Annotated in this window: 22 protein-coding genes; 17 read left to right on the top strand and 5 right to left on the bottom strand. The window is 44.3% G+C overall.

Translation table 11 applies throughout. From position 1 onward, the window contains the following. Positions 1-171: 171 nt before the first annotated feature. From SNE26_RS16195 to SNE26_RS16150, 10 genes are all read left to right on the top strand, one after another. Entirely contained in the window at positions 172-2,376 is a 2,205-nt protein-coding gene (locus SNE26_RS16195; RefSeq protein ID WP_321554977.1) for a penicillin acylase family protein, read from the top strand. A gap of 25 nt (positions 2,377-2,401) precedes the next feature. Then, on the top strand, positions 2,402-2,890 hold the full coding sequence (locus SNE26_RS16190; RefSeq protein ID WP_321554976.1) for a hypothetical protein: 489 nt from the start codon (positions 2,402-2,404) through the stop codon (positions 2,888-2,890). Positions 2,891-3,162: 272 nt separating this feature from the next. After that, positions 3,163-3,495, top strand: a complete 333-nt coding sequence (locus SNE26_RS16185; protein WP_321554975.1) for an L-rhamnose mutarotase — start codon at positions 3,163-3,165, stop codon at positions 3,493-3,495. 11 nt (positions 3,496-3,506) lie between these two features. After that, positions 3,507-4,859, top strand: coding sequence for an alpha-L-fucosidase (locus SNE26_RS16180; protein WP_321554974.1), 1,353 nt, complete (start codon positions 3,507-3,509; stop codon positions 4,857-4,859). Between the two features lie 47 nt (positions 4,860-4,906). After that, on the top strand, positions 4,907-6,568 hold the full coding sequence (locus tag SNE26_RS16175) for a UxaA family hydrolase (RefSeq protein ID WP_321554973.1): 1,662 nt from the start codon (positions 4,907-4,909) through the stop codon (positions 6,566-6,568). 302 nt (positions 6,569-6,870) lie between these two features. Beyond that, positions 6,871-7,635: an SDR family oxidoreductase gene (locus SNE26_RS16170; RefSeq protein ID WP_321554972.1), complete on the top strand. Its 765-nt coding sequence runs from the start codon at positions 6,871-6,873 to the stop codon at positions 7,633-7,635. A 14-nt stretch (positions 7,636-7,649) separates the two neighbouring features. Continuing rightward, positions 7,650-8,939: an alpha-L-fucosidase gene (locus SNE26_RS16165; RefSeq protein ID WP_321554971.1), complete on the top strand. Its 1,290-nt coding sequence runs from the start codon at positions 7,650-7,652 to the stop codon at positions 8,937-8,939. A gap of 8 nt (positions 8,940-8,947) precedes the next feature. Then, positions 8,948-9,799: a fumarylacetoacetate hydrolase family protein gene (locus SNE26_RS16160; RefSeq protein WP_321554970.1), complete on the top strand. Its 852-nt coding sequence runs from the start codon at positions 8,948-8,950 to the stop codon at positions 9,797-9,799. Continuing rightward, on the top strand, positions 9,786-10,616 hold the full coding sequence (locus tag SNE26_RS16155) for an amidohydrolase family protein (RefSeq protein WP_321554969.1): 831 nt from the start codon (positions 9,786-9,788) through the stop codon (positions 10,614-10,616). The genes SNE26_RS16160 and SNE26_RS16155 overlap by 14 nt, the downstream gene beginning before the upstream one ends. 756 nt (positions 10,617-11,372) lie before the next feature. Then, positions 11,373-11,579 (top strand): hypothetical protein, encoded by a 207-nt coding sequence (locus SNE26_RS16150; protein ID WP_090528232.1) that lies wholly within the window; start codon positions 11,373-11,375, stop codon positions 11,577-11,579. An 83-nt stretch (positions 11,580-11,662) separates the two neighbouring features. Here the strand turns inward: SNE26_RS16150 and SNE26_RS16145 are convergent, their stop codons facing one another. Further along, positions 11,663-12,160 carry a DinB family protein gene (locus tag SNE26_RS16145; RefSeq protein WP_321554968.1) on the bottom strand — a complete coding sequence of 166 codons (498 nt, stop codon included), beginning with the start codon at positions 12,158-12,160 and terminating at the stop codon, positions 11,663-11,665. 637 nt (positions 12,161-12,797) lie between these two features. Here SNE26_RS16145 and SNE26_RS16140 point away from each other — a divergent pair. The 7 genes from SNE26_RS16140 to SNE26_RS16110 all read left to right on the top strand — a co-directional run bounded on the left by SNE26_RS16140 (position 12,798) and on the right by SNE26_RS16110 (position 18,312). Further along, entirely contained in the window at positions 12,798-13,595 is a 798-nt protein-coding gene (locus tag SNE26_RS16140; protein ID WP_321554967.1) for a HipA family kinase, read from the top strand. Then, on the top strand, positions 13,582-13,956 hold the full coding sequence (locus SNE26_RS16135) for a DUF3037 domain-containing protein (protein ID WP_090528220.1): 375 nt from the start codon (positions 13,582-13,584) through the stop codon (positions 13,954-13,956). The genes SNE26_RS16140 and SNE26_RS16135 overlap by 14 nt, the downstream gene beginning before the upstream one ends. 110 nt (positions 13,957-14,066) lie before the next feature. Continuing rightward, positions 14,067-14,648, top strand: a complete 582-nt coding sequence (locus tag SNE26_RS16130) for a hypothetical protein (RefSeq protein WP_321554966.1) — start codon at positions 14,067-14,069, stop codon at positions 14,646-14,648. Positions 14,649-14,725: 77 nt separating this feature from the next. Next, positions 14,726-15,331, top strand: a complete 606-nt coding sequence (locus tag SNE26_RS16125; RefSeq protein ID WP_321554965.1) for a hypothetical protein — start codon at positions 14,726-14,728, stop codon at positions 15,329-15,331. A gap of 234 nt (positions 15,332-15,565) precedes the next feature. Then, positions 15,566-16,021 (top strand): hypothetical protein, encoded by a 456-nt coding sequence (locus SNE26_RS16120; RefSeq protein ID WP_321554964.1) that lies wholly within the window; start codon positions 15,566-15,568, stop codon positions 16,019-16,021. 388 nt (positions 16,022-16,409) lie between these two features. Continuing rightward, positions 16,410-17,255 carry a ThuA domain-containing protein gene (locus tag SNE26_RS16115; protein WP_321554963.1) on the top strand — a complete coding sequence of 282 codons (846 nt, stop codon included), beginning with the start codon at positions 16,410-16,412 and terminating at the stop codon, positions 17,253-17,255. Between the two features lie 205 nt (positions 17,256-17,460). After that, a complete protein-coding gene (locus SNE26_RS16110; RefSeq protein ID WP_321554962.1) occupies positions 17,461-18,312 on the top strand; it encodes an alpha/beta hydrolase in 852 nt (283 codons plus the stop codon). Here SNE26_RS16110 and SNE26_RS16105 read toward each other — a convergent pair whose 3' ends face one another. The 4 genes from SNE26_RS16105 to SNE26_RS16090 all read right to left on the bottom strand — a co-directional run bounded on the left by SNE26_RS16105 (position 18,313) and on the right by SNE26_RS16090 (position 22,146). Beyond that, positions 18,313-19,092 carry a polysaccharide deacetylase family protein gene (locus SNE26_RS16105; RefSeq protein WP_321554961.1) on the bottom strand — a complete coding sequence of 260 codons (780 nt, stop codon included), beginning with the start codon at positions 19,090-19,092 and terminating at the stop codon, positions 18,313-18,315. A gap of 220 nt (positions 19,093-19,312) precedes the next feature. Then, complete coding sequence (locus tag SNE26_RS16100; protein ID WP_321554647.1) at positions 19,313-20,248, bottom strand: IS3 family transposase; 936 nt, start codon at positions 20,246-20,248, stop codon at positions 19,313-19,315. An 8-nt stretch (positions 20,249-20,256) separates the two neighbouring features. Continuing rightward, complete coding sequence (locus tag SNE26_RS16095; RefSeq protein ID WP_321554648.1) at positions 20,257-20,658, bottom strand: hypothetical protein; 402 nt, start codon at positions 20,656-20,658, stop codon at positions 20,257-20,259. Positions 20,659-20,757: 99 nt separating this feature from the next. Beyond that, positions 20,758-22,146: an FGGY family carbohydrate kinase gene (locus SNE26_RS16090; protein WP_321554960.1), complete on the bottom strand. Its 1,389-nt coding sequence runs from the start codon at positions 22,144-22,146 to the stop codon at positions 20,758-20,760. Positions 22,147-22,150 lie beyond the last annotated feature (4 nt).

Below are 22,150 nucleotides of genomic sequence, written 5' to 3'. Positions count from 1 at the left end.
ACAGTACAGCAAATAATCACCTCAAAAAAGCCGATTTGTAAATATTTGAATAAAAACGGCGGTGCGATGTAATTATTATGAATTAATCTCCAAATTTACCTCAAAATCTTTAAAAAGCCTCGTTTACTTCACATTTATATGGATAAATTGTTTGGTAAAATTACTGTTACTATGAAAGCTAATTTTATTATTGTTTCAATGTTTCTTCCTGTTTTGGTTTTTGCTCAAAAAATTAATCAAAAGGAAATAAAACTGGAAGAAACATTAGCAAAGTCGGTAACCATTATCAGGGATAATTGGGGAGTTCCTCACATTTATGGAAAAACAGATGCCGCGGTTGTTTTTGGATTGATGTATGCCCAGTGCGAAGATAACTTTAAAGGTATTGAACGCAATTACCTTTACCAGTTAGGTAAACAGGCTGAGGTTGACGGCGAAACTAATTTATATACCGACGTGCAGCTGCAACTGATTGCCGATAGTGCCGATGCTATTAAAGATTATAAAACAAGCGCCCCCTGGTTCCGGAAACTATTGGATGCCTTTGCCGATGGCATTAATTATTACCTGTACAAACATCCCGAAGTAAAACCCAAAGTATTTAAACATTTTGAACCCTGGTATGCGTTGATGTTTACCGATGGCAGCGTTGCAGCTACCGAAACCGGGGGCATTAAACTAAGCGAAACCAAAGCCTTTTACAGTGCCGCCCCTGAAAAGCTTGGCGCGGTAACCGGCCAGCCTGCAAAAAATATTTATGATATGGTGAACGAGCGCGAAACCGGCTCAAATGGCTTTGCTATAGCACCATCCAAATCGGCATCGGGCCATGCTTTGCTGTATATCAATCCGCACGTGCCGTTCTATTTCCGCAGCGAAGTTGAGCTGGTAAGCGATGAAGGCCTTAACGCTTATGGAGCCGTTACGTGGGGCCAGTTTTTTATTTACCAGGGCTTTAACCAGCATTGCGGCTGGATGCATACCAGTGCCTACGCCGATGTGGCCGACCTATACGCCGAAAAGGTGAGTAAAAAGGATGGTAAATGGTATTATGAATATGATGGTAAGCTAAGGCCCGTTATCACCCGCAAACTATCTTTCAAAATAAAGAATAGCGATGAGACTGAACAGCGTTCCATAACAGGTTATTATACCCACCACGGCCCGGTGCTGGGCGTCAGGGATGGTAAATGGCTGGCTCTTAAAGCCAACAACCGTTCATATAATGCCCTGGTTGAGTCATGGCTAATAACGAAGGCCAATAACCTGGCCGAATATAAAAGGGCCATGAATATGGTATCAAACGCTACAAACAGTACTGTTTATGCCGATGATAAGGGGAACACCATTTTTTGGTACGGAAACTATATTCCTAAACGCAACCCCAAATATGACTGGAGTTTGCCGGTTGATGGCAGCACATCAGCCACCGAATGGCAGGGTGTTCACAAACTGAGCGAGATCATCACCAATACAAACCCCGCTACCGGCTGGATCCAGAATTGTAACTCAACACCCTATACCGCATCGGGCACGTCAAGTCCGGATAAAAGTAAATACCCGGTTTACATGGCTCCTGACGGTGAAAACTACCGGGCAATAACTGCTATCAGGATTTTAAAAGATGCGAAAAATCTTACGCTTGATAGCCTGGTAGCCAAAGGTTATGACCATTACCTTGCCGCTTTTGACGATTTGTTGCCCTCTTTGTTCAAAGCCTATGACGCTGCTCCCGATTCAGTTAAGCAAGCATTGGCCGAACCAATAAAGATCCTGCAGCAGTGGGACAGGAATACCGCCATCCATTCTGTAGCCAGTTCGCTTGCCATTGAATGGGGCACATTGATGATGAAAGCCCTGCCGCCGCCTCAAACCGATCAGGAAAGCACTTTCATTACCCGGCGCTTTCAAACACTGGTTAAAACCATAAGCCAGGGGCAGCAGTTGGCCTGGTTAAATGACGTGCTTAAAAATTTGCAAAGCCGTTTTGGCACCTGGAAAGTAGAGTGGGGCGATATGAACCGCTACCAGCGCCCGGATGATGGCATTACCTTTGATGATAACAAATCCAGCATCCCGGTTGGTTTAACAGGATCGGGCTTCGGACAGCTGCCGTCGTTCCAAAGCCGCACCATGAACACCAACAAGCGGTATGGATATTCGGGCAATAGTTTTATCGCTGTTGTGGAATTTGGTACACGGTTGAGGGCTAAAAGCATTGTAAACGGTGGCAGCTCTTTTAACCCGGCATCAAAAAATTTCACCGATCAGGAGCAGGGCATTATTGATGGTAAATTTAAGGACGTGCTGTTTTATAAAAAAGATGTTTTAAAGCATGCGCAGCGCACCTATCATCCCGGCGATTATTTAAAATAGTAAAAGTATATTTGGTAAGTTAAAAATGAAGAGAACCCTGTTAATTGCCTTATTATTGTTTTGCGGTGCAACGCTGTTTGCCCAAAGCATAACCATTAATGATCTGGCAAATATCTCCAACCTTTCAAACGCCGAAGCACACAACTATCTTACCCTTGGTAAAAAATTTAAGCGCCAGTATCTCCAGGATGTTAATGGCAACAGCATTGAGCACCTGAACAGGGTAGGGCCGGATAATAAGGAAGAAACCATTGTAATAGGCGTTAGCAGCAAGCTTAGCAGCGGGGCTATATTGCGTACTGTTACCTACGCCACTTCTACATCGCAACACATCATTAATTTAATAGGCCAGGCAAAGCATATGGGCCTGATCATGAAACTCCACGGCTCCGATGCTAAAAACGATATCTACCTGTTTGATAACGATTTTTTCCATATCGTAATATTCCTCAACCACGATAACATCTCCGGCTCGGTAGAGGTGCATCAGAAGGAATACTTAGGGTTTGATTGACGATAAGGTGCCCATTCTGAACCGTGATTTATGGGATTTCAGGATTGCCGGGATGACAGTCGAAATATCCCTGGCTATTTAAAATTCTGCCCATTCAATAAATCCCCTAAAAATCCCGGTTCAGAAAAAATCCTGACAATCCTGAAATTCCATAAATCATGGTTCAGGTCTATGCCAAAATAGTTGAACGTTTTGTTTAATTTCCGATAACTATTTACCTGCAAACCTTATTTCTTTGTACTACCGATATAAACTTTTTTGAGAGCTATTCTATGAGCCAGCGATACTGTTTAACCCTCGATCTGAAAGACGATGCGGCACTCATTGCCGAATACGAAAAATATCATCAGGCTATTTGGCCCGAAATTCATGACAGCATTATCGCCAAGGGAATCACTAAAATGGAGATCTACCGTTTTGATACCCGCATGTTTATGATCATGGAAGTGGATGGTAGTTTCAGCTTTGAGAAATCAGCAGCTATTGATGCTGCAAACCCCAAAGTACAGGAGTGGGAAGATTTGATGTGGGGCTACCAGGCGCCGGTAAAAAATGCGCCCGCAGGGGCAAAATGGGTTTTAATGGACAAAATTTTTTCCTTATAAACAGAATAGCCATGCTAAAGAAACTACAATTACTGTTAATGTTTGTGTTGCTGATGGCCCCATCGGTATTTGCACAAAAAATGATAGGCACCGAAACTGATGCCCAGAAAGATAAACGCATGGAATGGTGGAAGGACGACCGCTTTGGCATGTTCATTCACTGGGGGTTATACTCGCAGGCTGCCCGCCACGAATGGGTAAAGCATAACGAAAAAATTGATAACGCCGGTTATCAGAAATATTTCGATCAGTTTAACCCCGATCTTTTTGATCCGCAAAAATGGGCTAAGCAAGCGAAGGCAGCCGGTATGAAATATGCCGTGCTAACCACCAAGCACCATGAAGGTTTTTGCCTGTTCGATTCAAAATTCACCGATTATAAAGCGCCAAATACCAAAGCCAAACGCGACCTGGTACGCGAGTATGTGAACGCCTTCAGGGCTCAGGGTTTAAAAGTTGGCTTTTATTATTCGCTGTTAGACTGGCACCATCCTCAATATACTATCGATGAGATCCATCCGCAGTCGCCCGCCGATAAAAGTGACGCGTCATACGCTAAACTGAACAAGGGGAGAGATATGGCCAAATACCGCCAGTATATGCGCGACCAGATCACCGAACTGCTAACCAAATATGGCAAAATCGATATCCTTTGGCTTGATTTTTCATTCCCGCGTAAGGATGGACACGGCAAAGGTAAAGACGAGTGGGGATCTGTTGAATTGCTTAAATTGATCAGAAAGTTACAGCCGGGCATTATTGTAGATAACCGCCTTAACCTGGAAGAATATAAAGACGGCGCTGATTTTGAAACCCCTGAACAGGTAAGCACCGCCGAACTGGCCAAATACCGCGGCAAAACCTGGGAAACCTGTCAAACTTTTTCGGGTTCATGGGGATACTATCGCGATGAAAATACCTGGAAAACCCATCGTCAGCTGCTCGACCTGTTAATCACTTCGGTAAGCAATGGCGGCAACCTGATCCTGAATGTGGGGCCAACCGCCCGCGGCGAGTTTGACTATCGTGCTACCCGCGCGCTGGATAGCCTGGCTTACTGGATGCACGCCAACAGCAAATCGGTATACAATTGTACGTTTGCTCCTGATACTTATAAAGTACCTGAAGGAACCAAGCTTACTTATAACAAAGCCGCCGGTAAACTGTATATACATTTGTTTAACTATCCGCAAGGCAAGCTGGTTTTGCCAGGTTACAAAGGCAAAATCAAATACGCACAATTTTTAAATGACAGCTCGGAGCTTTTATATAAGGATGGCAGTGGTGATGACCTGGAGCTCACGCTCCCCGCACAAAAACCACCGTATGAAATTCCGGTAATTGAACTTACGCTTCAGCAATAAGCAAAAAAATATAGTCCTTGCTAAAAAGGACCGATCATATACAAATAATGTCAACACAAAAAGAAACATATTTAAGGATCCATCCGCATGATAACGTACTGGTAGCTTTACAAGACCTGCCGCAGGGTACCGTTATTACATTTGATGGACAAACGTTTACACTGGCAGATAAAGTAGCAGCCAAGCATAAATTTGCCATTAACGAACTACCGGCCGACAAGGAAATTTACATGTACGGCGTACTGGTAGGCAAAGCTTCGGCAACTATACCGCAGGGTGGTTTGTTAACCACCGAAAATGTGCATCATGCAGCCGAAGGCTTCCATTTGGGCGAACGCAAGCTTCAATGGCACCAGCCCGACACGGCTAACTTTGAAGGCAAAACCTTTATGGGCTACCACCGTGCCGATGGTTCGGTAGGTACGGGTAACTACTGGATAGTGGTACCGATGGTTTTTTGCGAGAACAGGAATATCAACGTATTAAAGGAAGCACTGGTTGATAAGCTGGGCTATAAAAAAGCCAAAAGCTACGAGGGCGACGTGGAACAGCTGATGGAACTTTACCAGGCCGGTAAATCGGTAGAGGAAATTTTGAATGCCGATATCCAGGCATCCGAAGATAAGCCAAACTCCAAACGCCTGTTCAAAAACATTGATGGTATCAAATTTCTGAGTCACAGCATGGGTTGCGGCGGTACACGCGAAGATTCGGATACGCTTTGCGGATTAATAGCAGGATATATCACACACCCCAACGTGGCCGGAGCAACCATATTAAGCTTAGGCTGTCAGCATGCGCAGGTAAGTATTTTACAAAATGAAATTGCCAAACGCGATGCTAATTTCAATAAGCCGCTGGTGGTATTGGAACAGCAAAAAGTAGGTACCGAAAGCGAATTGTTAAAACAAGCTTTGAAGCAAACTTTCGCCGGTTTGGTAAAAGCCAATGAAACTACCCGTCAACCTGCGCCATTGTCAAAACTGTGTGTTGGTTTGGAATGCGGCGGCTCGGATGGTTTTTCGGGCATCTCGGCTAACCCGGCATTGGGTTACCTGTCTGATCTGCTGGTTACCATGGGCGGCTCGGTGATCTTGTCGGAATTCCCCGAGCTTTGCGGCGTGGAGCAGGAGCTGAGCGACCGTTGTATCGATGTAGAAACTGCAAATCGCTTCATGCACCTGATGACTACTTATAATGCGCGTGCAGAGGCTGATGGGTCAGGTTTTTACGCCAACCCATCGCCGGGCAATATCCGCGATGGATTGATCACAGATGCTATCAAATCGGCAGGTGCAGCAAAAAAAGGCGGTACATCGCCGGTAACCGCGGTATTGGATTATCCTGAAAAAGTAACCAAGCCCGGTTTGAACCTTCTTTGTACCCCCGGCAGCGATGTGGAAAGCACCACTGCCGAAGTAGGTGCAGGTGCCAATATCGTATTGTTTACCACAGGTTTGGGCACACCTACGGGCAACCCTGTTACGCCGGTGATCAAACTATCAACCAATACGGCCATGTTTGAGCGTATGCCCGATATTATCGATATTAACTGCGGTACTATTATTGAAGGTTCCGAAACCATTCACCAGGCCGGCGAGCGGATCCTGGATTACGTAATAAAAGTAGCCAGCGGCGAAGTCGAACCAAAATCGGTAAAACTTGGCCAGGATGATTTTATTCCGTGGAAGAGAGGGGTATCGTTGTAAGCAGCCCCACCAAATCCTCCCCGGAGAGGGAGGATTTTTGATTTGCGTGGAGGCATAAAGTTGTCGGTGACAATACCAACAAAAACGAAAATAAAAACTCCCCTCTTGAGAGGGGGCGCGATGGAAAAGAGCGGTAGCAGGGGTGTGTTTTTGCGCATTGACTTTCAACGCAAAAACACACCCCTACACCCCTCTCAAGAGGAGAATCGCGCATTCCCAGATTTGGGAAGTAAAGAAGAAATATTAATAAACCATAAAAACAAAAAAGTCTCCCCTTCCGAGGGAGATTTAGAGGGGGGCTTATGTTCAAACTAACCAATAAATCAGTAATTGTAACAGGCGGCGGCAGCGGCATAGGTAAAGCCATGTCCGTATTATTTGCACAGCAAGGTGCCGAAGTTCATATCATAGAACTGAACGATCAGGCAGCGGCCGATACCGTAACCGAAATAGCTACCGCAGGTGGCAAAGCAACAGGCTACGCCTGCGATGTGAGCAGCCAGCAGCAGGTAGTGGACACTTTTACCAAAATAGGTAAGATAGATATCCTGATCAATAACGCAGGCATAGCGCATATAGGCAGAGCAGATAACACCAGTACCGAGGATTTTGAGCGTGTGTTTAACGTGAATGTTAAAGGCGCTTACAATTGTCTTTACGCAGCCCTCCCGGTATTGAAAGCCAATGGCGGTGGTGTGATCCTGAATACGGCTTCTATAGCGGCCAGTGTGGGTATTACCGACAGGTTTGCCTACTCCATGAGCAAAGGCGCTATCCATGCGATGACTTTATCCGTAGCGCGTGATTTTCTGCATGATAACATCCGTTGTAATTGTATTTCGCCGGCAAGGGTGCATACGCCGTTTGTGGATGGCTTTATTGCCAAAAATTACGCCGGTAAGGAGGATGAGATCTTTGAAAAGCTATCAAAAAGCCAGCCGATAGGCAGGATGGGCAAGCCCGAAGAAGTGGCTGCATTGGCGCTTTACCTTTGCTCGGATGAGGCCGGTTTCATTACCGGTACCGATTATCCTATCGATGGCGGCTTTATCACTCTGAACAATTAAAAACCTGATTAAATATGATTAAAAAGCTATTATTAATGGGGATGCTGCTTGGCGTTGTACGTGCAGGCGCTCAAACCTACACACCAACGGCCGACAATCTTGCCGCAAGGCAAAACTTCCAGGATATGAAGTTTGGTCTGTTCATTCACTGGGGAATTTACAGTGAGCTTGGCGCGGGCGAGTGGGTGATGAATGAAAAACATATCCCCTATGATAGCTATAAACGCCTGGCCGATTTTTTCAATCCGCAGGCTTTTAACGCTCATGAATGGGTGATGTTTGCCAAAAAAGCGGGTATGAAATATATCACCATTACTTCGCGCCACCATGATGGGTTCAGCATGTTTGGTACCAAGGCATCGCCATATAACATTGTTGATGCCACGCCTTACCATAAAGATCCGTTGATGGAGCTGGCGCAGGAGTGCGTTAAGGAAGGTATTGAGCTGCATTTTTACTATTCACTGTTGGATTGGGGCCGCAAAGATTACGCCTACGGCAGCCCGATAGTTAACGGCAAACCCGCAAATGGCGACTGGGACAGCTATATCAGTTTCATGAAAGCCCAGCTTACCGAACTCATCACCAAATACCCAGGTGTTAAAGGCATTTGGTTTGATGGCCACTGGGAGCGTGATGTTAACTGGCATTATGACGAGATCTACGGATTGATCCATAAACTGAACCCGGCCATATTGGTAGGTAACAACCACCACCTCGAGCCTAAAGAGGGTGAAGATTTTCAGATGTTTGAAAAGGATTTGCCCGGAGCCAATACCACCGGTTTCAGCGGTAAATCAAAAATAGGTGCCCTGCCTTTGGAAACCTGCGAAACCATCAACAACAGCTGGGGCTTTAACATTACCGACAGGAGCTTTAAATCATCCAAACGCATTATCCATTACCTGGTGAATGCAGCAGGCCTAAACGCCAACTTTTTATTGAACATAGGCCCAATGCCAAACGGAAAGATCCAGCCTGAATTTACCGATACACTGGCTATTGTGGGCGCCTGGGTACAAAAAAATGGTGAAGCAATTTACGGTACCCGCGGCAGTGGTATCCCGGCACAGCCATGGGGAGTTGTCACCCAAAAAGATAAAAACCTGTATGTACATGTGATGACGCCGCCGCAACAACCCTACGTTTTCATTCCGCAATTAAAAGGTAAGGTAACTAAAGCGGCTTTACTGGCCGATGGCAGCCCGGTGAAATTTAAACAACAAACTGAGGGACTGTTTGTATATCTTAACGGTGTGGCAACCGACCCTAACGATACTATTATTAAACTGACAACTAACTAAACATACAAATGAAGCTTATACGATTTGGCGAAAGCGGTAAAGAGAAACCGGGAGTTATCCTGAACGATAAAAAATATGATGTATCGGCCTTTGGCGAAGACTATACCGAACAGTTTTTTGAAACTGATGGTGTTAACCGCCTTGCCGCTTTTATAAAAGATAAACAACTGCCTGAAGTTGCTGAAGATGTACGCTTAGGCAGTCCTATCGTGCGCCCTTCAAAACTGGTTTGTATTGGCCTTAACTATGCCGATCACGCTAAAGAAACCAATGCTCCCCTGCCACCTGAGCCGGTGATCTTTATGAAAGCAACCACAGCTATTGTTGGTCCGTTTGATGATATCATGATCCCTAAAAACTCGGTAAAAACTGATTGGGAAGTGGAACTTGCTGTGGTTATTGGCAAAAAAGCATCGTATGTGGAAGAAGCGGAGGCTATGGATTATGTAGCCGGTTATGTACTGCACAATGACGTAAGCGAGCGTGAATTTCAATTAGAGCGCAATGGTACCTGGGATAAAGGTAAAGGCTGTGATACCTTTGCACCGCTTGGCCCGTTTTTAGCTACACCAGATGAAATTGCTGATCCGCATAACCTGCGCCTGTGGCTTAAAGTTAATGGCGAAACTATGCAGGACGGTACTACCTCAAACTTTATATTTAACCTGCCGCACCTGATCTCATACACCAGTCAGTTCATGACCCTGCTGCCGGGCGATATCATCTCGACAGGTACACCTGCAGGTGTTGGATTAGGAATGAAACCACCGATCTACTTAAAAGCAGGCGACGTGGTAGAATTAGGCATAGAAGGCCTGGGCGAATCGAAACAAAACCTCGTAGCTTATGCTAAAAATTGATGCACATCAGCATTTCTGGCAGTACAACCCGGTAAGGGACGGCTGGATCACTGAAGACATGCAGGTAATAGGCCGGGATTTTTATCCCGAAGACCTGTTACCTGTACTGCAAAAACACGGCATGGATGGCAGTGTGGCCGTTCAGGCCGATCAGTCGGAAAAGGAGACGGAATTTCTGTTAGATTTGGCATCAGTTAACCCCTTCATCAAAGGGATAGTAGGCTGGATAGATTTGAAAGCCGGTGACCTGGAAGACCGCCTGGATCATTTTAAGAAATACGAAAAGCTTAAAGGCTTCCGGCATATCCTGCAATCGGAGCCCGATGAGCAATACATGCTTGATCCTGCATTTAAAAAGGGCATCGTTGCTTTGGGCAAACATGGTTATACCTATGATATCCTGATCTTCCCTAACCATTTGCCTTATGCAGCGCAATTAGTGGCAGAGTTTCCTGATCAAAAGTTTGTGCTCGACCACATGGCCAAGCCCTACATCAAAGCCGGGAAAATAGATGGCTGGAAACAGGATATCGAAAAGCTGGCAAGCTGTCCAAATGTATATTGCAAGGTATCGGCCCTGCTCACAGAAGCGGATTGGGACAACACTCCGGCAACTGATTTTATCCCATATATTGATATTGTATTCAACGCTTTCGGCATCAACCGGGTAATGTTCGGCTCCGACTGGCCGGTATGCCTCCTGGCCGGAGGCTATGAAAAAACAATGGAGGTGATGGACCTTTATGCTGAACGACTTTCTGGTACGGAAAAGGGGTTGTTTTTTGGTGGGAACGCGGCTGCGTTTTACGGTTTATAGCTGGTGTTACCATTGATGCAAATGACAGCGATCCGTGGGGACACGGATCGTAAGATACAATTGATTCATTACCCGGCGTTCGTGTCCTCACGAACGCTTTTGCAATTTATGTCATTTGCGAGGCGCCACCGGGCCCCCGGGAAAATCGTAATGACGTTTAAGGTATATTTTTGGATGGTGCAGGGGCCGCGTTAGGGATTGCAGTGTAAAGCCCGGAGCGTGCATCGGGTTTGTGTGTGGACAAAGCGAGGACTTGCAACGGAAAGCCCGGCCCGTTAGCTAACGGGAACGCCCATGTTCTGAACCGGGATTAAAGGGATTTTCCTGATTTCAGGATTTTTTTCAAATATCTCCGGCTATTTAAAATCCTGCCTATTTAAGGGGCTGTTTAAAAACAATAAAAAGCGCCATTGATATGACATGGTTTGATACTTCCAAAATCATCAAATTTCGCCTTTTAACGATACCCCGCCACTGTACTAAAATTACTAAGCTATACTGTATATTATTTATTTCAAAACGATAGGCTCTATTATCAATATGATAGCGCTGTGTTTGGTTCATTTAATTATAAATCAATTAAATATCAGCATAAATGTAATATTAAGGTAACACAGAGCGTCAGATATAAGTATGGCACACATTTAGCTATATGTACACATGATGGGTATAAAATAACATTAAAAAGGCGAACCATTTCTCGCCGGATAACGTTATATGGGTACCAATCAGACTTAAATTTTTATGTTAGACGTTATGTACACAACCCTGTTACAAGTTGTAGTCCTGCTTGCGGTTTTCATTTTGCCGATGTTCATATTTGGTAAAAGGATCAGGAACAAAAAAGTAAAGACCGTTAATTACAAGATAGATACCGATACCTCTGAGGCCCGATATGCTATTAATGAAAATGGCTTCCTTGAAGAAATAAATACAGGCAAGCTGTCAAAGCACCGTAGTTGAGTGCAAAAACATACAAAAGCAAAGCACGCTTTTGCCTGCTTTGCTTTTGTATTTAAAAACTGATCTTATTACTCCTGCTTTTTTCAGAAACCCTGCTCATCCGCACTTGGGCCGTAGCTGCCCGGTATCGGGATATCCAGCAAACGTAAATAAACTCCCAACTGTGCCCTGTGGTGCACAATCTGGCAATAGGTCATCCTGATCACTTCTGCTTTTGTACGTTGATTAAGGATCTGCTCCCCGTTACGCAGCGTCCATGTTTTATCAAACGTGCTGATATCAGCTTTTTGCAGGCTCGAATAGCCATCGGCCAGTGAATCTTCAAATAGTTTCAACAAATCAGCTGTGCCGCTTACTTTTTTGGGTTCATAGGGTGCGGTGGCAAAATCAAGTCCATCGGTATGTAGGGTAAGGCTTACCCAGGTAGGCAGTTCGGCAATGTGGGTAGAGAGTTGTTCAATGGTCATGCTTTTTGCGTGCGGCTTCCACTGGTATTTATCGTCGGGGATGCGACTCAGCATTTTTTCGGTGGTTTGAGCTTCCTGCTCCATCTCTTCCAATAACGATTTCAAAGTGTCCATAAGTGTTGTTGTTTGTTTTATGATGTAAAGTAACGGAGGGGTAATGACAGCCCTATGTCAGCAGGGACCGTTGATTTGATTTTATTTTTTGGGATTACACCGATTGATTTTTGATTTCACCGATTACACTGATTTTTTTCTGAACCGGGATTTTTGGGATTAAGGATTACGGGATATATTGTTTTTAATTCTTATTATCTTAATGAGTTAATATTTCTCCGTCAGCAGATAAGTTTCGGGTGAAAGCAGGCAGAACAATGGTGGGTTTGTGTGGCTGCAAAGGCATTAGCGAATTTTGCCAGGGGGGAACGCGTAAGGCCGGGCAAAATTTAGCAGCCGTGGTTCTGGCTGTTTTGCAGGGCAAAGGCATGGCGAGGGCATGGAGGGCAGATTGCGGGCAAAGAAACCTCTCTGCTGACTTGATTTTTTGGTTACTTTTGTATCAAGACAAAAGTAACAGCCACCGCGGCAATTGAGCGGCGAATGTAAGTTGGTTAAAGCTAAACTCATTAGTAGTGTGGGCGTTCCCGTTAGCTAACGGGCGGGCTTTCCGCTCATACGCCTGCAGGCATTTCCGTTGGCTAACGGACGGTATCCGCTGCAATCCCTAACGCGGGGCTTTTGTTCAATTTAAACTATGAACTACACACCACCACAGCTCCGCACCGTAAACGTGACCCGTTACGTAACGCCATTACGCGAGGGCGGGTCATTGCCGGCGATTGCCGAGGCCGATGACGAGTTTTTATATGTACTAAAATTCCGCGGAGCAGGGCAAGGGGTAAAAGCCCTCATTGCCGAACTGATTGGCGGCGAAATTGCCCGTTTGCTGGGTTTTAAAGTACCAGAACTGGTTTTTGCCAACCTTGATGAAGCCTTTGGTCGCTCGGAAGCTGATGAAGAAATCCAGGACCTGTTGAAATTTAGTGTTGGGCTTAACCTGGCTTTGCATTATTTGTCGGGCGCTATTACTTTTGATCCGGCGGTAACTGTAGTGGATAGTAAGCTTGCCTCGCAAATAGTTTGGTTTGATTGTTTGCTTACCAATGTTGACCGTACCGCCCGTAATACCAATATGCTCATTTGGCATAAAGAGTTGTGGATGATTGATAACGGCGCCGCGCTGTATTTTCATCACTCATGGAACAACTGGCAGGAAATGGCCACGCGCCCGTTTTTACAGGTGAAAGATCATGTGCTTTTGCCCCGTGCTAATCAGCTGGATGCTGTAGACGCTGAGTTTAAAGCGATGCTGACACCCGAAAGAATCCGTGATATAGTAGCGTTGATCCCCGATGAATGGATCACCTACCGCGATTTTGAAGAAACGCCTGATGAGGTACGAAATATATATGCCGAGTTTTTGATAACCCGGCTGGCCGCGTCAGAAGTATTTGTTAACGCCGCAAAACAAGCCCTATATGCAGGTATTTGAGTACGCCATAATCCGCGTTGTACCAAGGGTGGAGCGCGAAGAGTTTATCAATATAGGAGTGATCCTGTTTTGCCCTAAACAAAAGTTTTTAAAAGTATTATTCAAAGCTGATGATGCAAGGTTAGCTGCCTTTTGCGGTGATTTGGATCTGGATTGCCTGAAGGAAAATATAAATTCGCTTGAGCGCATCTGTAATGGTGAAAAGGATGCAGGGCCAATAGCACAGCTGGATCAGCCCTCGCGCTTTCGCTGGCTTACCGCTACACGTAGTACGGTGGTACAAGCATCCAAAGTGCACCCTGGCATGACTGCTGATGCGGAAGCTACGCTGAATAGGTTGTTTGAGCAGATGGTGTTGTGAGCTTGCTTGACATGTTAAAGACCGGAACGCGGGCCACAAGCGAGGAGGCTTATGGCAGCGGGGATGTTATAAAATAGTAAAGGATTGCCAAATAAAATCAACTCAAAGAAATGAGTTCAATACTTGATGATAAATTGGAAAGTTATGTTTGGTTACTGGCAAAACAAGCACCGGACGAATCAGAGATATTTCCGGTTGACAGAAACTTTCTCGAAAAACGGTTAGATGAAATAAAATCGTTTAATGCCGTCTCTTTTTTGTACTATAATTTCGAAATGGTTAATGATCTCTACGTAACTCAATTATTAGCTTGCCTGCCCGAAATATGGACGGATATCAAATTGGATGATTTAATAACGCTCAGCGAAAACTTTACCAATGTGTTTTCATATTGCACCTTAATCAAATACACTTACAAGTATATTGAAATAGATATTATAGAAATTGTTTTAAATATCGTTGCTAAAAAGAACCGTGATGATTTTAAAAGTGTTATCGAGTACTTACATAAGCAATGGAATGTTTTAATAAAATCGGCCGAAACCATGATGGATTTCGAAGACGGTTTTATAGATGTCGATTACCACCAATGGATGAATATAAAGCAAAGTTTTTTAATGGATAAAAGGGTAAAACCTGCTTTGCTAACCTATACTGAGGTGGAAGAGTATGTTCGCAGATTTGTAATATAGGTTAAGCCGATGCTGTTTGCGTCGATGTTGGTGCATGCATATTAGCGTACACCACTCCCACTGTCAACAATAGTCATATGAAAAAAGTGCCAATACATGTTTTTACAATATTCATAGTTGTGTCGATGCTTATCTTTTCGTGTGCCAATTTGAATGACACCGTGGTGGATTTGGGAGATGGCTACACTTATTGCACTGATAGTAAGTGGCGAAAGATTATACCTGCTTCGACGGATTGTAACACGGAGATATACTCCGAAGTGACGGACTACGCTTATAACGAAAATTTCATTGTTGCAAAACAGAATCCAGATTATGAGCACTATAAACTATTTGTTGGTAGTGATTTGGGAAGCCGGTACAGTGTTTACACCGATTATCTTAAAGACACGGCAGCCAAAGACTTTGATGGTATGCATACTATTATCAAGGCGGACAGTGCTTTATATAAACGTTTCAAATCGGATGGAGTTACAGATTCGAACTCCGCCCGAGATCAAAAAATAATTGCTCTTGTAGTAGATACTATTTTCTGTAATGATCCATTTTATGTGCGTTTGTTGGCTGCCAAAGAAAACTATTGGATTATCGAAAAGAAAAAGAACAAGCGTATAGGACCATTAAATAAGTTGGAGTTTGAAAAAAGTTGCAGCACACTTGGTATTAACTTGCAACTTAGGTAAAAAAATTGAATTGAATGAAATCCATAACCTTATTAAACTCGCGCACGTTTGCAACGAGTGCGTAGCTGGATTTGCGTTCAACGCAAAGGCGATACAATCGCCAAACCATATTAAGCACTCGTTGCAAACGAGCGCAAGAAGGATGCACGCGTGTCGCGTGTATCCAATATGACAGTTACGATTGTTAAGCTTTTAAAAGCAAGGATACTCACCTGTGCCAACGATAGTGGTAAAATGAAAGAAATTGAAAGTTTTATAGACCATTTAGAATGTCCATTGATAAATGGAATTGTTTTTCCTGATAGGACAATACAACTTTTTGAAATAGAAGTGTCTTGGGAAAACCCAGTTGAATTTAAATTACAAGCGTCGTCTGTTACTTCTATTGATAACTTTGAAAAAGAAGGGGAATTATCGTGGTGCAGCTGTGCAATTCTAAATCAGTATGTTGATAAAACAGGTTCCATAAAAGCTTTTTGTGGAGAGGGGAGCTATGGTAGCGACGGGTTTGTCTGCGTTATGAATTTGGAAAGAGAAAAAGTAATTTGGATAGCTTATTTTACATCTTCAAATCCATTCCATAAGGTGACAATAAAAGAAGGGCAGGTGATTGCAATTAGCACCCTTGATTGTATCTGGAAATTTAATTTAGATATGCCGTCTGTGATTGAAGTAATGTCACACCTTTAGGTGGTGCATACGTGGTACATATGCCAGTTATAAATTACTAACTATACAATCATCAGACTACATTAAGCGATACAATCGCTAAACCATATTAAGCACTCGTTGCAAACGAGCGCAAGAAAACAAGGGGTAAAAATATGTCATTGCGAGCGCAGGCGCGGCAATCTCGTAGCCAATACATGTCCACCCTGTATAGTTAGAGATTGCCACTTCGCCCCAGCGCTTTTGCCATTTCCGCTCCTCGCAATGACATAGTTTATTTAGCTTGTGGTCGGTGTTTTCACGATCAACATCTAATTGCCCCTACATCACCTCTCATTACTTCGTTTTGTTAACATCATAAAACCAAATCCCTTAGTTTTATAACCACAATTATAAACTCACGATTATTATGATCAACCGAACTATGATTAACAGGGTAGTGCTATTTGTGGCTCTCATTGTTATGGCTGTTTTTACAGCGGTAAATGCTAACGCCCAAAGCAACAAAAATTTCAAAGTAATAGCCTTTTACACCGGCCGGAGCGACCTGGCGCATATCAGCTTTGTGCACGAGGCCAATCGCTGGTTTCCTAAAATGGCCAAAAAGTACAATTTTACCTACGACAGTACCAACAACTGGGCAAATATGAACCCTGAGTTTTTGGCCAAATACCAGGTAGTAATATTTTTAGATACCCGTATTGATAACCCCGAACAGCGTGCAGCTTTTGAACAGTATATGAAAAAGGGCGGCGCGTGGATGGGTTTCCACTTTTCGGCTTTCGCGCTTACTCCGTCTGATTTTCCTCAAAACTGGGACTGGTACCACAACGAATTTTTAGGCTCGGGCCAGTATGTAAGCAATACCTGGCACCCGACGCCTGCTATTTTACATGTGGAAGATCCCAATCACCCGGTAACCAAAGGTTTGCCGGCTACTTTTAAAACAAACCCTAACGAATGGTATCGTTGGGAGCATGACCTTCGCAAAAATCCGGATATCGATATCCTGCTGGCGGTTGATTCAACAAGTTTTCCCTTGGGTACAGGCCCAAAACAACACGAGATCTGGCATAGCGGTTACTACCCTGTAGCCTGGACTAATAAAAAATATAAAATGGTTTATTTCAACATTGGCCATAATGATATGGACTACGATGGCGGTACTAACAAAGAGCTTTCTCAAACCTTTGAAAATGCCGATGTTGATAAGCTGATCATTAATTCGCTGCTTTGGCTGGGTAGAGGGAAGTAGTGCCCCTGGGCCCTGAAGGGGAAGCTTCATGCCCGTAGCTATTAGTTATTTCTCGCAAAGGCGCTAAGACGCAAAGTTTTTCTTAACGCCTTTGTGTGCCTATATAATTGCCAGAGGTTTTTCGTCGGGATAATGTAAATAAAATACCTTTCGGTATATTTTAAGGTGCTTTTGTTTATTTTGCCGGCGAAATTCTGCCTCTCCTATGAAAAAGTTGAAAACGGTATTTAACCAGGTAAAATCTCTTAATGGTGCCGAAGCGCCTGATATGCTCAGCCTGCTGTGGCAATTGATCTGTTATTCGCCTAAAATGCCGGTGCGCTTGCAGCAACAGCAATTGCTTGAGGAAGCCAAACTTTTTACCCTTGAAGTTGAAGATTCGCATTTCAGTAAATCGACCTTAAAATTCAATGGTTTTATCTGGGGAGATGGAAAACGCAAGATCATGATCACTCACGGCTGGGGCTCAAAAGCTGCCGACTTTGCCGAACTCATTACCGCTTTAAAAAAAATTGATAATACACAGGTAATAGCTTTCGACGCGCCGGGCAACGGCAGCTCGGAAGGGGAGTTGTCAAACCTGATGCTCTTCGCCAAAGCAGCGGAAGCAGTGATCACAACTTTTGGTGCACCTGATGTAGTTATCGGTCATTCATTAGGAGCCATGGCCAATGCCATCGCCATAAAGGAAACCGGTATTAAACCAGCCTTGCTCGTCAGTATTGCCCCGCTAATCAATCTGAAAGAGAATTTCATAGCCAGCCTGAACGCAGCAGATGTAGCCCAGGGTTTGCAGGATAAATTCTTTACTGATTTTGAGGCGCTGTTTGATATGAAGGCGTCGGAGTTTACACTTCATAATTTATATCCCACCCATGCCATTACCCGGCATTGGTTAGCCTATGATCCGGAGGATAAAATTGCACCTTTCGCGTTCCTGGCGAGTTTTCTTACCGCTCATCCTGAAATTGAAACCAAAGTATACGAAGGCCGTGGCCATGAGCGCATTATCAAAGATGATCTTGTTATAGCAGATCTCGTTAGCCTGATAGGCTAATTATTTAGCCGCTATCACCTCATCCATGGCTTTCATAAACGTAGTTACCTCAATTTCGTTTCGGTGCTGGCTTAAATACTTAAGCAGTTGCCGGTGGGCATCGGCAGGGGTAACCAGATAATCGCCGCCTACACCGTGAAACATGAAGATGCCCAGTCCGCCGCTTTGCTGTACTTTCTTCACAAAATCTATCAATGCATCGCCGGTAACCGGGTTGCCTGTAACACCCCATGAGGGTACTTTTAAAGGGTCGAGGTTTTTGAAATCAGTGATCACAGCATCCGGTCCGCCACCTATGCGGGCATATTTTGCCAGCCCGGCTTTACGCAGGGTATCTACATAATTGATCCCGCCAACTTCAACTTCGGTACAAGGGTAAGCATAGGTACGGCCGCCGGTTTTACCATCGAGCGCGAAAAGCAGGGTATTCATTTCATTAATCTCACGCAGCATCATGTATGGTGTATAAATAGCCGAATTATTGGCCGGATTGGCTTTTACGTTGGTTAGCAAACAAGGGTGGTACAGCGTATGATTGGCAAGCTCATACCCCTTTTTACCCACTTCGCGCCAGCGGGGCAAAGTAGCGTCGTTCATGTTACCCATTAAAAAGAACGTAGCCGTAAGGTGTGCCGAATCAAGCTGAGGGATGGCAATGTTTAATTGCGAGTTGATACCATCGTCATAAGTAAGTACAATGATGGCTTTCTTGCGCTTGGTTTGCTGTGCATTGGCCGTAATCGATATGATGAGTAATAAAAAGAAAATCAATCTTTTCATAAAAGGCTGTTTGGTTGATGCTAATATAGAATTTAGATTTGATAGATGCTTAAGAAGAGGAGGCACCTATGGAGCCGGGTATTTTCTTTTGAGGTATGTCTATAAACATGATACTCCTACGGAGTTGACAAAAAGATATTAATTGGAGGTGATTTTTTGGCTCCATAGGAGCGACGTTGTCTCGTCCTAAAAAAAGTTTACATTTTATGAGATAGTCCTGTTATGTATTTACAAGTGTAGTGATGTCCTGTGATACGTTTACAATGTTAGTGTTTTTGCGATAATAGTTCTTCCACAATTTTTGAGGTAGCAAGCTTTTATCATGCACATGTTGGGGCGTTAGCAGACCGATACTGAAGTGTGGCCGGTGTTTGTTATACAACTCGATAGCTCTATCCAGTAATTGTTTTGCTTGTTGCTTATTCTCAGGCCGGTGATGCTTAAGATATTCTTCTTTAAGAATGCCGTTCATTCGTTCAGCAACGGCATTCTCTAATGGGTCACCGTTCTCGGTCATACTGATCTTGATGTATCTGTCCTGTAATAGCTTTACATAGCTTTCTGTGCAATATTGCACTCCCCGGTCCGAGTGATGTATAAGTGCCTCCGGCAATTGTTCAGGCAGGTCTTTTAAAGCCATTTTCAAGGCCTGTATCGTTTCGATCGTTTCTAAGGTATCAGCCAAATGATAGCCAACTACTTTGTGCGAATAAGCGTCCGTTATCAAACTGATGTACAAATGTTCTTCTTTTACTTTCCAGTAGGTGATATCGCTTACCCACAGTTGGTTAGGCCTGACGACCTCCAGGCTGCGTATGATATTCGGCCATCTGTTGAACCGGTGACCCGACCAGGTCGTCACATGCCGCCTGCGGCGTTTCTTTACTAACAGTCCATTAGCTGACAACAGGTCGAACAGTGCATCCCGTCCCATTTTAATGCCATGATCAAGCAAAAAAGGGTGCAGCTTTTCATAAAGCTTCCTGCCACCCATTGCCCGGTGGTCTTGGCGAATGCTGACAACCTCCTGCAATATAAGTGTATCCTCTATTCCAGATGCTTCTTGTTGCCAAAAGTGCTGATAATAGGCCTGGCGGGTAATACCAAGTAACCGACATAATCGTACAAGGCTGATCCTTGTATACATGTCTTTCATCTCATGGATCACTTGGTATCCGACTTTTTTCGGATAGGAATATTAAGATCACGTTCAGCAATCTCGATCATACGCTTGTACATTTCACTGCGAAGCTGCTCATCTTCAAGCTGACGTTCGAGTTCTTTGATGCGTTGTTGTTCTTGCGACAAGGCACCTGTAGGCGGATCTTTATGGGGCTTCTTTGCGGGCAAGGATAGTGGTTTTACTGATGACAAATATCTGTCTTTTTCCGGAACTTCTGCATAACCTAACTTCTGCATCCAACGCGTTATGCCACTATGTATCTTGATATCATATTTCCTCAACAACGCCTTTTGACTAACACTGCCAGCCAAATACTCTTTGATAACTGAATGCTTAAATTCAAGTGAATAATGTCCTTTTCCATCAATAATGATCTTTTCCATGTAGTTTATTTTTGTGTAAACTCATTTCAGGACAAGACAGTGTTTGTAGCAAATTAGGGAAAAATAAAAAGGCTCCATAGGAGCCTCCTGTTATGCGCTTTATACAACCTCGCTTTGCACCCCCGAATAATATTTTAATTCGATGAGGTCATGAGGCAGTGTTTTGGTATTCCAGGCATGATGAATAGCCAGCGCTGTACCTACAGCAGTGGCCTGTGCCATTGATGCGGCGTAAACTTCCAGATGAGGGAAGGCCAGCGCCAGCAAGTGCATGAAAACACTGTTTTTGCTAAAGCCACCGTCCACAAAAATGCGCTTTACCGTGCAGCCATTTAAAACATAATTGGTTGATATGGTTTGTTGGGCAATAATATCTATCATGAGTTGGTGGTACGCTTCAACATCGTTGGCAAAGCTGTTTAAATCGCGTTGTTCAAATGCCGATTTCTGTAACTGTCCGTTATTTTCAGTTGCCTGTAATGCGGGCTGATTATTTAGCCGGGCTGCAATTGCAGGATCATAATTTATGGTACGGTACCTGATCTCGTCGTGGTTAAAATGAGCGGCTATCCTTTTTACCTGCTGCTCATATTCGTAGCCGGTGAACAACCGCGATGCTTTTACCGGGCTGCCTTTATATTGCAGGTAATTAAGACAATCGTGCTTCAACTCATCAGCGGTAAGCGGCGTTTGGTTAAAAGGGTTCAGACTGATAGACCATGTACCGGTAGAAATCAGCACAAAAGGCATATTAAAGCTTACCAGGTAAGGGATCAGCGCTGCCGAACTATCATGCAGCCCAATGCCAACCTTGTAAGTACTGCCCGGAAACTCGGCGGGAAGCACACTGTCTGCAGGATGTAGCGGGGCCATTTTAGGCAGGATCCCTTCGTCATTGAGCCAGTTATGATAGCTGTTTTTAGCAAAATCCCATAGAGCGGTATGGCAGCCAATACTGGTTAGGTCGCTCACCATTTGCCCGCTGATAAGGTAGCTCATATACTGAGGCAAATGCAGGGCATATTTAATCCGCTTAAACACTTCGGGCTGTTGATATTTAAGCCTGTACAACTGCAGTCCCGAATTAAGGTTGCCCAAAACGGGCGAGGCGGTTTCTAAAGCAAACCTGGCTTCATCGCCATAGTTTTCATAAAACTGCCTGCCCAGTTCCGGCGGATATGGTTTGAGGTAATTATACAGTGGAGTAAGCGGCTTGCCGTGTTCATCAACGTAGACAAAGCTGGCGCCGTAAGTGGAGAAGTTGACCGCCTTAAGATCGAACTCTTTATGCTTAAAAATTTCGCGCAATGAGTCAAACACCGACAACCTTAAGCTGTCGAGGTTTTCACATGCGTCGCCATCCTCGTCGTGGGTTTCCATGAAGCGGGCCGTCCGTTCAAAAACTATCTTATAGTTCTCATCAAACAGGAACAGCTTCTTGTTGGTTTTACCCACATCAAAAACGGCTATAACAGGTATCGGCTCCATAGGC

It is taken from the genome of Mucilaginibacter sp. cycad4 (assembly GCF_034263275.1).
GTDB lineage: Bacteria > Bacteroidota > Bacteroidia > Sphingobacteriales > Sphingobacteriaceae > Mucilaginibacter.
Note: the sequence above shows the minus strand (reverse complement) of the source record. Positions and strands in the feature narration are given on the sequence as shown.